This window comes from Kitasatospora sp. NBC_00070 (assembly GCF_045041205.1).
Classification (GTDB): Bacteria; Actinomycetota; Actinomycetes; order Streptomycetales; family Streptomycetaceae; genus Kitasatospora.
Window position 1 is genome coordinate 2098651 of sequence record NZ_CP108247.1, and the last position, 13134, is coordinate 2111784.

General features: G+C 73.1%; 11 protein-coding genes. 2 read left to right on the forward strand and 9 right to left on the reverse strand.

Annotated elements, in window-relative coordinates:
- Nucleotides 1–255: 255 nt before the first annotated feature.
- Together dusB and OHV05_RS09715 are read right to left on the reverse strand one after the other, a co-directional pair.
- A complete protein-coding gene (gene dusB / locus OHV05_RS09710) occupies nt 256–1419 on the reverse strand; it encodes a tRNA dihydrouridine synthase DusB (RefSeq protein WP_405017314.1) in 1164 nt (387 codons plus the stop codon).
- 37 nt (nt 1420–1456) lie between these two features.
- Entirely contained in the window at nt 1457–2299 is an 843-nt protein-coding gene (locus tag OHV05_RS09715) for a helix-turn-helix transcriptional regulator (RefSeq protein ID WP_405017315.1), read from the reverse strand.
- A gap of 54 nt (nt 2300–2353) precedes the next feature.
- Between OHV05_RS09715 and OHV05_RS09720 the strand changes: the two genes are divergently transcribed.
- A complete protein-coding gene (locus tag OHV05_RS09720; RefSeq protein ID WP_405017316.1) occupies nt 2354–3817 on the forward strand; it encodes an MFS transporter in 1464 nt (487 codons plus the stop codon).
- 83 nt (nt 3818–3900) lie between these two features.
- Here OHV05_RS09720 and OHV05_RS09725 read toward each other — a convergent pair whose 3' ends face one another.
- Entirely contained in the window at nt 3901–5223 is a 1323-nt protein-coding gene (locus OHV05_RS09725; RefSeq protein WP_405017317.1) for a hypothetical protein, read from the reverse strand.
- A gap of 237 nt (nt 5224–5460) precedes the next feature.
- Between OHV05_RS09725 and OHV05_RS09730 the strand changes: the two genes are divergently transcribed.
- Nucleotides 5461–6657, forward strand: a complete 1197-nt coding sequence (locus tag OHV05_RS09730; RefSeq protein WP_405017318.1) for an MFS transporter — start codon at nt 5461–5463, stop codon at nt 6655–6657.
- Nucleotides 6658–6721: 64 nt separating this feature from the next.
- Here the strand turns inward: OHV05_RS09730 and OHV05_RS09735 are convergent, their stop codons facing one another.
- From OHV05_RS09735 to OHV05_RS09760, 6 genes are read right to left on the reverse strand one after another with little or no spacing between them, the layout of a single operon-like run.
- A complete protein-coding gene (locus OHV05_RS09735; protein WP_403033346.1) occupies nt 6722–7588 on the reverse strand; it encodes a helix-turn-helix transcriptional regulator in 867 nt (288 codons plus the stop codon).
- 44 nt (nt 7589–7632) lie between these two features.
- Nucleotides 7633–8478, reverse strand: a complete 846-nt coding sequence (locus OHV05_RS09740; RefSeq protein ID WP_405017319.1) for a class I SAM-dependent methyltransferase — start codon at nt 8476–8478, stop codon at nt 7633–7635.
- On the reverse strand, nt 8475–9953 hold the full coding sequence (locus tag OHV05_RS09745; RefSeq protein ID WP_405017320.1) for a 4-hydroxyphenylacetate 3-hydroxylase family protein: 1479 nt from the start codon (nt 9951–9953) through the stop codon (nt 8475–8477). The genes OHV05_RS09740 and OHV05_RS09745 overlap by 4 nt, the downstream gene beginning before the upstream one ends.
- Nucleotides 9950–10504: a flavin reductase family protein gene (locus OHV05_RS09750; RefSeq protein WP_405017321.1), complete on the reverse strand. Its 555-nt coding sequence runs from the start codon at nt 10502–10504 to the stop codon at nt 9950–9952. The genes OHV05_RS09745 and OHV05_RS09750 overlap by 4 nt, the downstream gene beginning before the upstream one ends.
- Complete coding sequence (gene asnB / locus OHV05_RS09755; RefSeq protein ID WP_405017322.1) at nt 10501–12330, reverse strand: asparagine synthase (glutamine-hydrolyzing); 1830 nt, start codon at nt 12328–12330, stop codon at nt 10501–10503. The genes OHV05_RS09750 and asnB overlap by 4 nt, the downstream gene beginning before the upstream one ends.
- Complete coding sequence (locus tag OHV05_RS09760) at nt 12330–13109, reverse strand: hypothetical protein (protein WP_405017323.1); 780 nt, start codon at nt 13107–13109, stop codon at nt 12330–12332. The genes asnB and OHV05_RS09760 overlap by 1 nt, the downstream gene beginning before the upstream one ends.
- Between the last annotated feature and the right edge of the window lie 25 nt (nt 13110–13134).

Consider the following 13134-nt stretch of genomic DNA (forward strand, 5'->3'; position numbering starts at 1 on the left):
GGGCCCTTCGGGAAGCGTTCCACCCCTCCGGCGCCCGCCCGGCCCACCTGATCGGCCGTCAGAACCACGGTATGTGGCCAGCGTCACGGGCGCATCTCAGCCGTCGGTCGTACGAGCCGTCACCCTGTGTCCACTCGCGACTCCCCGGCGTCATCGAAATCTGCCACAAAGGAGCCCTCTTGGCCAGGTTGTCCAAGAGGGCTCGGCCGCGGCGGCCTGTGCGCCCTCGCGGCCCATTTGGCCATTCCGTAGCGATCAGCCGCCCGAGGTGTCCGATTCGGCGTCAGCAGTGGGTACGGCGCAGTCGTACGGATCGTCCAACCAGCCCTCGGGGAGCACCACCCGATTGTTGCCGCTGGTCCGACCGCGCGGACCGTCGGCGCTCTCCGGCCAGAGCTGGGTCTGCTCGACCTGGGCCAGCGTCCCGCTGAGTTCGGCCAGTGAACTCGACATCGCCAGCCTCACCCGGAGCTCGGAGCCGACCGAGAAGCCCTTGGTGTACCAGGCGACGTGCTTGCGGAAGTCGACCACGCCGCGCGTCTCGTCCCCCATCCACTGCCCCAGCAGCTCGGCGTGCCGCACCATCGCGCGGGCCACGTCGGCGAAGGCCGGCCGGGCGTAGTCCACCTCGCCCTCGAAGATCTGCACCAGGTCCTTGAACAGCCACGGGCGCCCCAGGCAGCCACGGCCGACCACCACGCCGTCGCAGCCGGTCTCGCGCATCATCCGGACGGCGTCCTCGGCCGCCCAGATGTCCCCGTTGCCGAGCACCGGGACGTGTGCCGGGACGTGCTCGCGCAGCCGGGCGATCGCCGACCAGTCGGCGGTGCCGCCGTAGTGCTGGGCGGCCGTGCGGCCGTGCAGCGCGATCGCCGCGACACCCTCCTCGGCGCCGATCCGCCCGGCGTCCAGGTAGGTCAGGTGCTCGTCGTTGATGCCCTTGCGCATCTTCATGGTGACCGGCAGGCCGTCCGCGTTGGCCACCGCCTCGCGGAGGATCTCGCGGAGCAGGTTCCGCTTGTACGGCAGCGCCGAGCCGCCGCCCTTGCGGGTCACCTTGGGCACCGGGCAGCCGAAGTTCAGGTCGATGTGGTCGGCCAGGCCCTCGGCCGAGATCATCCGGGCCGCCTTGCCCACCGTGGCCGGGTCCACCCCGTAGAGCTGGATCGAGCGCGGCTTCTCGCTCGGGTCGAAGTGGATCAGCTGCATGGTCTTGGCGTTCCGCTCGACCAGTGCCCGGGTGGTGATCATCTCGCTCACGTACAGGCCCTTGCCGCCGCTCTGCTCCCGGCACAGGGTGCGGAACGGGGCGTTGGTGATCCCTGCCATCGGCGCCAGCACCACCGGCGGCCAGACCTCCATCGGCCCGATGTTCAACGGCTTGAACTCGGACGTCGGTGCAACGGGCGTGGTCGTCATGGCGCGGCAGGTCCTCGGTCGTCGGCGGATGGACTCTTCATTGTCCCCCACCCGGCGCAGCGTCCAGCCGGAGCAGCTTCTCCCGGCTCTCCTGGTCCTGCGGGGTGTAGGTGACCAGCCGGGTGCTGGGCCGGGGGCCGAGCCAGAGGCTGGTGTACTCGAACCGGATCAGCCCGGCCTCCGGCACCAGGAACTGCTTCGCGCCGTTGCCCAGCCCGGCCACCTCGTGCCGCTGCCAGAGCTCCTCGAACTCCGGCGAGGCGGTGCGCAGCCGGTGCAGCAGGGTCTTCCAGGCGGGCTCGGCCCCGTGGTCCGCCATCGCGGCCCGGAACCGGGCGACCATGCTCTGCCGGTCGGTCTCCTGGTCCACCAGCCGCTGCCCGAAAGTGCCGCCGGTGAAGACCAGCCACATCAGGTTGCGGTCCTGGAACGGGAGCTCCTCCAGGTCGCCGGCCAGCCAGGTGTAGGAGCGGTTGAACGCCAGCACGTCGTACCGGCTGTTCAGCACCGCCGCCGGGTAGGGCGCCAGCTGGTCCAGCAGCAGCCGGACCGCCGGGGTGACGGTCGGGCACTCCGGCCGGGCCACCGGGTCCTCGCTGCCCGCCAGCACGAACAGGTGGGACCGCTCGGTCGGGTCGAGCAGCAGCGCCCGGGCCACCGAGTCCAGCACCTGGGCCGAGACCTGGATGCTGCGACCCTGTTCCAGCCAGGTGTACCAGGTCACCCCGACTGCCGAGAGCAGCGCCACCTCCTCCCGGCGCAGCCCGGGCGTCCGGCGCCGGCCGGCCACGGGCAGGCCGACCTGCTCGGGTGAGATCCGTTCCCGGCGGCTGCGCAGGAAGGCGGCCAGTTCGGAGCGGGCGGTGGTGGTCGTGGTCATGGGTACCAGCATGCCGGTACTCCGCTCCTGTTGCCAGGTGGTGCTGATACCAGGATGAAGAGCATCTGGTACCCGGCTCGGCCCGGCGCCAGAGTAGCGGACGTGACTCAGCAACTGACCCTCCCCCGCCTCGCGCCGCCCCGTTCCCTGCTGTCCACCGCAGGACTCGCCACCGTCCTGCTGGGGGCCTTCCTCCCCTCACTGGACTTCTTCGTGGTCAACGTCGCCCTGCCCACCATCGAGCACGACCTGGCGGCCGGGCCCGCCGTGCTGGAGCTGATCGCCGCCGGGTACGGGATCACCTTCGCCGTCCTGCTGGTGCTCGGCGGCAGGCTCGGCGACGCGATCGGCCGCCGCCGGCTCTTCCTGTACGGCGCGGTCGCCTTCGCGGTCACCTCGCTGGCCTGCGGCCTGGCCCCGGACGCCTGGAGCCTGGTGGTCGGCCGGGCCGCCCAGGGCGCGGCCGCCGCGCTGCTGATCCCGCAGGTGCTCGGCACCATCACCGCCGCCACCGAGGGCCACCGCCGGGCCCGGGCGCTGAGCGTGTACGGCGCGGCGGGCGGGGTGGCGGTGGTGGTCGGCCAGGTGCTCGGCGGGCTGCTGGTCGCCGCCGACCTGTTCGGCACCGGCTGGCGTTCGGTGTTCCTGCTGAACGTCCCGTTCGCGCTGCTGGCGGCCCTGCTGGCGCTCCGGCACGTCCCCGAGAACCGCGCCGACCGGGCCACCGGTCTCGACCTGCCGGGCACCGCGCTGCTGACCGTCGCCCTGCTCGCGCTGTTCGTCCCGCTGACCGAGGGGCGGGCGCTGGGGTGGCCGGTGTGGTGCTGGGTGCTGCTGGCCGCGTTCCCCATCCTCGGCTGGGCCTTCGTCGCCGTCGAGCTGCGCACCGAGCGGGCCGGGGCGGTGCCGCTGCTGCCGTTCTCGCTGCTCCGGCTCCCGGAGATGCGGCGCGGTCTGGGCATCGCGCTCCCCTACTTCACCGGCTTCGGCGGCTTCATGTTCGTGATCGCCGTCCTGCTCCAACAGGGCCTCGGGCTGGGCCCGGTGACGGCGGGTTGGGCGCTGGTGCCGATGGCCGTCGGCTACTTCTGCGCCTCGCTGGCCGGCCCCCGGCTGGTCGGCCGGTTCGGCAGCCGGGTGGTCACCCTCGGCGCGGTGGTCCAGGCGCTCGGCCTGACCACCCTGGCCGCCACCGCCCTGACCACCGACCTCACCCCGCTCCGGATGCTCCCCGGCGTCGCCCTCGCGGGCATCGGCCAGGGCCTGATCGGCACCCCGCTGTTCCGGATCGTCCTCTCCCGCGTCCCCGCCACCCGCGCGGGCGTCGGCAGCGGCGTCCTCGCCACCACCCAGCAGTCCAGCCTGGCCCTGGGCGTGGCCACCCTCGGCACCCTCTACCTCACCCTGACCCCCGCCCTCGGCGCCGCCCACGCCCTCACGGTGGTGCTCGCCGTGCAGACCTGCGGGTCGGTGGCGATCCTGCTGCTCAGCCTGCGGCTGCCGCGCTCGGTGGCGTGACCGACGGGGAGCTCACCCGGGCCGTACGGAGCACAACGGCCCGTCGGTCCGCCCGCAGGACTCACGGGCGGGCCGACGGGCGGTCAGAGAGCGGGCACCTGAACGACCTTGCTCACGGCCTTCTCCCACTGCGGGCTGTTGGTGAAGGACGCGCGCCAGTAACCCGCCCCGGCGCTCGGGACGGTGGCCGAGAACGCGTAGCCCTGCCCGTTCCAGTTCGCCGACGGCACGGTGGTCACGGTCGTCCAACCGCCCTTGCCGGTGGCGGAGTACTGGATGTCGACCGCGATGGGGGCGGGTGTCCAGGTCCCGGCGAAGTTCATCTCGCCGGTGACGTCGACGGTCGCGGCGTCGGTACGGGTCGCGGCGAACGCCTGGAACGCGGCCGGCTGCACCACGGTGATCTCGCTGCCGGCGCTGGCTCCGGCCAGGAAGATGTCGTCGCTCGACCAGCCGGAGCTGATGGTGTAGTTGCTCCAGAGCGGCGTGGTAGCGGGGAACTGCACGGTGCCGTTGGCGTCGGTGGTCAACTGGACGTAGTCCGGGAAGGAGTTGGAGCCGAGTCGCTTCCCGGCGAGCGGCTGCCAGCCGATCGGCGACTTCCACAGCAGCGTGGAACTGGTCGAGTCGACGACGCCCTTGAACGGGACCCTCCGCGTGCTGGGCGTCTGCACGACCTTCGTCGGGGTCTGCTTGATGGTGATCGGGAACTCGCGTGACCGGGACTGGCTGTAGAAGATGTGGTTCGGGTCGTAGTCGAAGGACGCCTCGATGGTGTTCTGGTAGATGTCGGTGACCGGCAGCGTCGCGGTGAACCCGCCGTCCACCCCGGTGGTGACCTCGGCGTACTCCATCCGGGAGTTGACGGCGACGGTCAGCCCGCCCATCGGCGTGATGACACCCGAACCGGGCCACTGGCCCATCAGGTGACCGCTGATGGTGACCGTCCGGTGGTCGTAGTCGACCGTCGTCCGGTCGACCTTTGCGTCCTTGAGGTTGGTCTGCACCGAGTAGTAGAAGTAGCCGACACCGGTGGCGGTGAGCGTGTCCCCGCCCGCGTCGGTGGCGGAGACGTCGATGCGGTAGCTGCCCAGGGCGGGCAGTTGGACCCGCCCGACGTTGGTCCAGGTCCCGTCCTCGGCGGTGCCGGAGGTCAGCTCGAACCGGGTCACGGTGGCCGAGGTCTCCGTGGCGGCCATCGAGTAGAGGCTGACCTTGATGTCCTTCACCGCGCTCTGGGCGGTCAGGCCCAGCACCAGCTTGCCGTTGTTGGACCAGTCGTTGTGCGCCTCCCGGACGGTGATGCCGGTGCCGGTGTCCGCCTGTGCGACGGTCGTACCGGACATCACCAGACCCCCGGCCAACAGCGCCGATGCCAGGGCCAGTACCGCACGACGAGATGCCATGAATCCCCCTTGTGGATCAGCTGACCTACCGTCGGATCGTGATCAGCAGGCGGACGCTACCAGCGGACCCGACCGCCCTCAACGGGATTTGTGAGCGCCCGGATGCCGACACCGCGATCCGATGAGGGCGCGACCCTGTGAGCCGGAGTCACAGGATGATTCGCTGTCTGGCTGTCCGTCAGGGCGGGGCACAGGCTGGAGCCTCCGTGTACGTGACACCGAAAGCAGTGATGTCCCATGACCAGCGTCGCCGAGGCGCCACCCGCGACCTTCGACCGCCTGCGGTACGCGGGTGTGTTCGTGTTGCTGTTCCTGTTCGGCACCGAGACCTTCCTGATCTCGCCGTTGCTGCCGACCATCGCCGAGTCGATCGCCGTCAGTGAGTCGGCGGCGGCGGCCAGTGTGACCGCGTACGTGTTGGTGTACGCGGTGTTCGCGCCGTTCCTGGGCTTGTTGAGCGACCGGTTCGGGCGGCGGCGGGCGCTGGTCGCGGGCACCGTGCTGTTCGTGCTGTCGAACGCCGGGGCGGCGCTGTCGAGCGACCTGACCACGCTGGTGCTGTCCCGGGGGCTGGCGGGGCTGGCGGCCGCGGCGGCCGGGCCGGCGATCTGGGCGCACATCGCGGAGACGGCGCCGGACGCCGTCCGGGGGCGGGCGCTCGGGCTGGGGATGGCGCTGTTCTCCACCGGGCAGGTGCTCGGGGTGCCGCTCGGCGGGCTGCTGGCGGGGGCGGCGGGGTGGCGGTCGGCGTTCTGGGCGCTGACCGTCGGCACCGCGCTGGCGATCCCGCTGCTGCTGCGTCAGGTCCCGGCGCAGGAGGCGGTCGGCGTCGCGCCGGGCGGTTCGGTCCGGGCTCTGCTGGCGGGCTGGGGTGACCCGGTGCTGCGGCGGGCGCTGCTGGTGAACACCGCGTTCAACGCGGCCAACCTGGGGGCGTTCACCTTCCTCGGGGCGGTCCTGGTGCAGCGCTTCGACCTCTCGGTGGAGGCGCTCGGCCTGGTCGGCATCCTGGTCGGTGCGGGCAGCATCACCGGTTCGCTGCTCGGCGGGCGGCTCGGCGACCGGGCCAGGGTGGCCGGCCGGAACCACCTGCCGCTGCTGGCGCTCTGGGGCGTCACGCTGGCGGTCGGCATCGCGCTGACGGTGCGCGGGCCCGGCCTGGTGCTCGCGCTGGCCGGGGTGGTGGTCTGGTTCGTGGCCAGCGGCGGCTTCGTGACGGACCAGCAGACGCTGGCCGGCACCGTCGCCCCCGAACTTCGGGCCACCTCCAGCGCCTGGCTGACCTCCACCATGTACGCGGGGACCGGGCTCGGCGCCTGGGCGGTCGGTTCGTTCTCTGACGTCGCGGACGGCACGCTGCTGGTCGGCACCGTGCTGGCGCTGGTCGCGGCGCTCGGCGGACTGCTGGTCAGCGCCACGCTGCGGCGCCGCTGATCCGAGGGAACGCCGGAACGGCCCGGGGCGGGTGCCCCGGGCCGTTCCGGCGTTCCCTCGGATCTCAGCCCGCCTCGCGCTCCACCGCGGCCGGCACCGAGCGCAGCGGGTGCTCGGCCAGCGAGGTCATCCGGGCCCGGTCCTCGGCCCCGGCCGGGGTGAACAGCAGCACCAGCGCCGACGGGTCGTCCACCGGGTGGAAGGACGACAGGGTGAGCCGGACCGGGCCGATCCCGGCCGGCTCCACCAGCACGGCCCGGGCGGTGAGTTCGGCCACCGAGTGGCAGCCCCACCAGTGCCGGAGCTCCGGTGCGTCCTGGTCCAGGTGGCGGTAGACCTCGCCGGTGCGCGGGTCGGCCAGCGCGGGCCCGGCCTGGGCCCGGAAGTGCTGGAAGACGTTCATCGCCAGCGGCTCCCAGTCGTGCAGCACCGTCCGCAGCCGCTGGTCGGCGGCCATCAGCCACATCAGGTTGCGCCGGTCGGCCGGCACCGCCTCGGGCGGCCCCCAGAGCGCGGACCAGGGCGCGTTCCAGCCGAGCAGGTCGAAGTGCCGGTCGAGCAGCACCGCCGGGCTCAACGGCCAGGAGTCCAGCACGGGTTGGACGGCGGCGGCCAGCCCGCCGGCCACCGGGGCGGGGCCGGCCGGCTCGTGGTAGCCGGCCAGCCGCATGGCGTGCCGCAGACCGGCCGCGTCCAGCTGCAACGCCCGGGTGACCGCCTCCAGGACCTGCCGGGAGGCGGTCACCCGGCCCTGCTCCAGCCAGGTGTACCAGGCCAGCCCGACCCCCGAGAGCGAGGCCACCTCCTCCCGTCGCAGGCCCGGGGTCCGGCGCCGGGCCGTGGACCGCAGGCCGACGTCGGCCGGCTTGAGCTGCTCCCGGTGGGCCCGGAGGAAGGCTCCGAGTTCCTGACTGACGAGCGGAGTTGACATGCCGTGCGCTCCTCGGGCGGATGGTTGTTCCGTCGTGCTCCAGCCTAGAGCGGCTTGAGCCGCCACAGCCGGACGGGCATGTGACTCACCCAGCCGAGTTCGTCCTGCCGCCGCTGCGCGGTCTCGCCGATCGCCCGGAAGAACGCGGTGCGCAGCTCCGGCGGCACCAGCCGGCTGTAGTAGTCGCCGAAGGTGGCCGCGTGGAAGTGCTCGTACTGGGCGGCGTCCTCGACGGTGACCACCGCGTCCCGCTCCAGGTACGAGTCCACCGTGAAGTACCGGGCCAGCAGCTCGCCGAGCTCGTCCACCGACCTGGTCCTGGTCCCGATCGGCAGCACCTCGCCGCGCTCGAACACCCCTGGTACGTCCGTGAGTTCGACACCCGTGGCGACCAGGGCGGCCCGCACCAGCTCGTCCTCGCCGCCGAGCCCGAAGGCGTCCCGGGCCGGGTGGTAGGTGGTCAGCAGGAAGCTGCCGCCGGGGGCCAGCCGGTCGGCCACCCAGGAGAAGATCCGGTCCTCCACCGGGTACAGCCAGTGCAGCACCGAGGTCATGGTGACCACGTCGGCGATCAGCGGCAGCGGCTGCGGGTCGGTCAGGTCGGCCTGGTGCAGGGCGGTCCGGCCGGGGAACCGGCCCAGCCGCTCGGTGGCCTCGGCGATCCGGTGCTCGGAGCGCTCCAGGCCGACCGCGAGCCGCAGCGAGGGGTGGCGGTCCAGGGCGGTCTCCAGCAGCTGGCCGATGCCGCTGCCGAGGTCGACCAGGGTCTCGGGGCTGCCGGTCACCTGGTCCAGCACCCAGTCCCGGTCCAGGACTTGGCGCAGTCGGCTGGCATCGGCGTAACCGGCCAGCGTGCTGGCCTGGATCTCGACGTCGGACGCGGTGCTCACTGCTGGGCCTCCTCGGGGGCGGGGGTGTCGATCAGCCGGAGCAGCCTCTCGCGGACGCTGCTCTGGTCGTAGCGGTGGTAGATGTTGATCCGGTTGCGGGTCAGGTCGCCGCGGTGGACGTACTCGTAGAGGTCCTGGCGCTGGCCGAAGCCGTCGCCGGTCAGCTCCCAGGCCAGCCGGAACAGCCGGGACTTGTGCTCGGCGTCGATGCCCTTCCCGCGCATGTAGCGGTCCAGGTGCGGGCGCAGCCGGGGGTTGGCCAGGTCGCCCGCGGTGGGCTGCATCAGCAGTCCGGAGGCGCCGATCTTGCGGACGATCTCGACCGCGCTGGCCGCCACCTCGGCCGACCAGACCCGGCTGGCGGCGGTGTCGCCGGGGGCCAGCAGCCCGCTGTCGGTGACCTTGGCCCGGGCCTCGGCGGCGTCGATGAAGTACTCGGTGAGTTCGGCGTACCCGGCCAGCCGGCCCAGGTCCTCCTGGACGTTGCGGAAGCCGTCCACCCCGATCGACTCGGCCACCAGGGTCGCGGTGGCCAGCAGGGTGCGCAGCCGCTCGCGGTAGCGGACGTGCCCGATGTACGCGCTCCAGGCGTTGATCCGGCCCAGGCCGGTGCGGGCCAACTCGCCGTCCCTGAGCAGGAAGACCCGGTCCCAGGGGACCAGTACGTCGTCGAAGAACAGCATCGCGTCCTGCTCGTCGAACCGGGCGCCGAGCGGGTGGGCGTGGCCCCACGGGGAGCTGCCGAGCGGCTCCCGGCAGAGCGTGACCAGACCGGGGGTGTTCAGCGGCAGCGCGAACCAGACCACGAACTGCTCGCCGCGCCGCTGGGTGAACGAGGCCGACAGGTAGACCAGTACCTCCTGGGCCAGCGGCGCCAGCGTGGTGAGCTGCTTGGCGCCGCGCACCACGATGCCCTGCTCGTTCTCCTCCAGTACCCGCAGCGCCAGGTCGGGGTCCTCGACCGGGTCGGCCGAGCGGTCGATCTGCGGGTCGCCGAGGGCGTGCGAGAGCACCAGGTCGTTGCTCGACACGTGCCGGTACCAGGCTTCCGCATTGGCGCCGAACCGGGCGTCGCTGCGGCCGAGTTGGTGCCGGAAGTCGTACACGCCGAGCGCGATCGAGGCCATGAAGGCCGGCGAGCGGCCGTGCTGGCCGAGTGCCTCGGCGTGCCAGAACTCGGCGCTGCGGCGCTGGAGCCGGAGGTCCTCCAGGGTGCGCGGCGGCTGGAAGGCCCGGGCGATCCGCTGCCCGGTCGCCGGGTCCTGCCAGGTCAGCAGGTCGCGGTGGTCGGGGTCGTGCTGGAGGTCGAGCAGCCGGGCCAGCTCCTCGGCGGCGGGCCGGAAGGCGGGGTGCTCGGCGGGGTTGTCGACCCGCTTGCCGTCGAGGTAGAGCTCGCGGCCGTCGTCGAGTTCGGCCAGGTACCGCTCGCCCGTGAGCAGGCCCCGTCCGAGGGCGGGCGTGTCCAGCAGGGTCATGCGTGGGCTCCTGTCGAGGTCATGGCGTGCTGTGCGGTCAACTGGCGGTACTGGCCGTCGTGGTAGAGCAGGGGTTCGCCCGGCCGGCCGTCCGCGGCGAGCACCTCGCCGATCAGCAGGGCGTGGTCACCGCCGGGCAGGACGGCCTTGAGCCGGCAGTCGAACCAGGCCAGGCAGTGGTCGAGGACGGGGGCGCCGGTCACCTCGGTGTGCATCGGCACGGTGGTGAACATCCCGAGCGCGCGGCCCGCGCCCGGGGTGGCGAAGCGCCGGCCGACCCCCTGCTGGTCCGCCGCCAGCACCGAGACGGCGTACCGGCCGTCGGCGCGGACGGCCGCGGCCAGCGGGCTGTGCGCGGCCACCGCGACGCTGACCAGCGGCGGGTCCAGGGAGAGGGTGGTGAAGGAGGAGACGGTCTTGGCGAACACCTCGTCGCCGTCCCGGGCGGTGAGCACCGCGACGCCGGTGGTCCAGTACCGGGCGGCGGCCCGGACCGCGTCCGGTGCGACGGGTGTGCGGGGGGCCGGCGGGCGCGGGCGCAGCGGGCTCATCGCAGCCCCACCCGGTAGGCGCGCAGCCACTCGTCGACCTGGACCAGGTGGTCCAGCCCGCCGACCGGGTTGGGCGCGGTCCGCGGACTCGGCAACGGCTTCCCTTCGGCCAGCAGTTGCCGCACCAGCGCGCGGTCCACCAGATCGAAGACGGGGGCCTGCGGGTCGGCCAGCAGCGCGTGCGCCCGTTCGGTGAGCACCTCGGTGTAGCGGATCGCCGGGGTGGAGGGGTAGCCGCTCTTCGGACGGTCCGTCACCTGCGGCGGGAGCAGGTCCCGGACGGCGTCCCGGAGCAGCCCCTTGGCCCGGCCCTCCGGTGCCTTGAGCGCCCACGGCACGTTCCACAGGTACTCCACCAGCCGGTGGTCGCAGAACGGCACCCGGACCTCCAGGCCGACCGACATCGACACCCGGTCCACCCGGTCCAGCAGCGGCGGCAGCCACCGGGTCAGCGCCAGGTGGAACACCTCGCGGACCCGCGCGTCGGCCGCCGACTCCCCCGCCAGCACCGGGACTTCGGCGATCGAGCGGCGGTACGCCTCGGCGGTGTACTCCTCGGGGCGGACCTCGGCCCGCACCTCGGGGCGGAGCAGCTCGGCCGGGGTGGACCGGCCGTGCAGCCAGGGGAAGGTGCCGGACGCCAGCGCCGCGGCGTCGTGGAAGTAGGGGTAGCCGCCGAAGATCTCGTCGGCCGCCTCCCCGGACAGCGCCACGGTGGAGCGGTGCCGCACCTCGCGGAACAGCAGGTGCAGCGAGGCGTCCATCTCACCCCAGCCGGGCCGGTCGCGGGCCCGCAGCACGGCGTCCCGGGCCAGCAGCAGGTCGTCGTCGGGTATCAGCACCGAGGTGTGCAGGGTGCCGATGTGCTCGGCGGCGGCCTGCACGTACGGCGCGTCCAGGCTGGTCCGCCAGGCGTCCGGGGTGCGGTCGGCGCTGCCGGGGAAGTCCACCGAGAAGCTGGTGATCTTGCCCTGGCCGTTCCGCTCCCGGGCGATCGCCGCCAGCGCGGTGATCGCGCTGGAGTCCACCCCGCCGGAGAGCAGCGTGCAGAGCGGTACGTCACTGAGCAGTTGGCGCTCCACCGCGTCGGCCAGCAGCTCCCGGACGTGCGCCCGGGTCTCGGCCGGCGAGTCGGTGTGCACCGCCGACTCCAGCTTCCAGTACCGGACTTCGGTGGTGGCGCCCCGGGTGATCCGGAGCAGGTGACCGGGGCGGACCTCGTTCAGCCCCCGGAACAGCCCGTGCCCGGCGGTCGGGGCGGCGGGCAGGGCGAACAGCTCGGCCACCCCCGTCGCGTCGAGTTCGGCCGGGAACAGCGGGTTGGCCAGCAGCGCCTTGGGTTCGGAGCCGAACAGCACCCCGCTGCGGTGCGGGTGCCAGTACAGCGGTTTGATCCCCAGGTGGTCCCGGACCAGCAGCAGTTCCTCACCCCGGGTGTCCCAGACCGCGTACGCGAAGATCCCGTTGAACCGCTCCGGCGCGGCCGCGCCCCACTGCAGGTGCGAGCGGAGCACCACCTCGGTGTCCGAGTCGGTCCGGAAGCGGTGCCCGTACCCCTCCAACTCCCGGCGCAGTTCGCGGTAGTTGTACAGCTCGCCGTTGTAGGCGAGCACCGCCTGCGGCACCTCCGCGTCGGCCAGCGGCTGCACCCCGCCGTCCAGGTCGATCACCGACAGCCTGCGGTGGCCGAGCGCCAGGTGCCGGGACAGCCAGACGCTCTCGGCGTCCGGGCCCCGGCAGGCCAGGGTCGCGGTCATCTCCCGGACGGTGCGGGCCGCGTGCCGCAGGTCGGTGTCCCAGTCGAGCCAGCCGGTCAGGCCGCACATCATGCCTCCTGGCGGGGGTCGGAGTCGGTGGGCGCCGAGGCTTCCCAGCGGCAGCCGTGCCCGGTCGGGCCACTGCGCAGCCGGTGCTCCGGGCGGAAGCCCTTGGCCCGGATGTTCGAGGAGAGCGCCTCGGTGCAGTACGTGCAGGGCGAGGCCAGGGTGAGCCGGACCCCGCTGCGCCGGGCCTGCTCGCGGTAGTCCCAGATCGCGCAGTGCGTGATGGTGAGCGCGGCCCGCTCGGCGTTCGGCGGCGCCTCGTCGTCGAACTCGTAGTCGGAGCCGTACAGTTCGGCCTGCCGGGCGATCCGGTGGATCGGGTCGGCGGCGCCCCGACCGTGGTCCGGCTCCACCTCCCGGTGCACCTCGGCGTTGGACCTGGCCCAGTCGGCCAGCGCGGGCTCGCCGTACCGGCCCACCAGGAAGCGCTCCATCAGCGCCTGGCCCCGGAAGAACACCCGCTGCCACTCCGCCGCCCCGGCGCTCTCCTCCGCCGGCAGGTCGGCGAAGATCGCGGACTGCAGCGCGAACCAGTCGGTCAGGTGGATGCCGTCACCCCGGGACACCAGGTAGCGGGTCAGCCCCGCCTCGGCCTCGTGCAGCCGCTGGCGCCAGAGCGCCGAGCGCTCGGCCTCCGGCATGGTGCGGTACGGCGATCTGGGCTGCTCGGCCCAGCCGCCGAGACCCGACCCGGGAACGGTGACGGCGGCGGGCGGGGGAAGGACGGCGGTGGCCGGCGCGGGCTGCGCGGGCGCTGCGGCACCCTCGGGCACATCGCTCAACGGACTGCTCCCTTCGGCGGGTTCT

Bases quoted from the DNA above. Each gene is read 5' to 3' on its own strand.
- dusB (WP_405017314.1), bottom strand. From the start codon at position 1,419: ATGACGACCACGCCCGTTGCACCGACGTCCGAGTTCAAGCCGTTGAAC.
- OHV05_RS09715 (WP_405017315.1), bottom strand. From the start codon at position 2,299: ATGACCACGACCACCACCGCCCGCTCCGAACTGGCCGCCTTCCTGCGC.
- OHV05_RS09720 (WP_405017316.1), top strand. From the start codon at position 2,354: ATGAAGAGCATCTGGTACCCGGCTCGGCCCGGCGCCAGAGTAGCGGAC.
- OHV05_RS09725 (WP_405017317.1), bottom strand. From the start codon at position 5,223: ATGGCATCTCGTCGTGCGGTACTGGCCCTGGCATCGGCGCTGTTGGCC.
- OHV05_RS09730 (WP_405017318.1), top strand. From the start codon at position 5,461: ATGACCAGCGTCGCCGAGGCGCCACCCGCGACCTTCGACCGCCTGCGG.
- OHV05_RS09735 (WP_403033346.1), bottom strand. From the start codon at position 7,588: ATGTCAACTCCGCTCGTCAGTCAGGAACTCGGAGCCTTCCTCCGGGCC.
- OHV05_RS09745 (WP_405017320.1), bottom strand. From the start codon at position 9,953: ATGACCCTGCTGGACACGCCCGCCCTCGGACGGGGCCTGCTCACGGGC.
- OHV05_RS09750 (WP_405017321.1), bottom strand. From the start codon at position 10,504: ATGAGCCCGCTGCGCCCGCGCCCGCCGGCCCCCCGCACACCCGTCGCA.
- asnB (WP_405017322.1), bottom strand. From the start codon at position 12,330: ATGTGCGGCCTGACCGGCTGGCTCGACTGGGACACCGACCTGCGGCAC.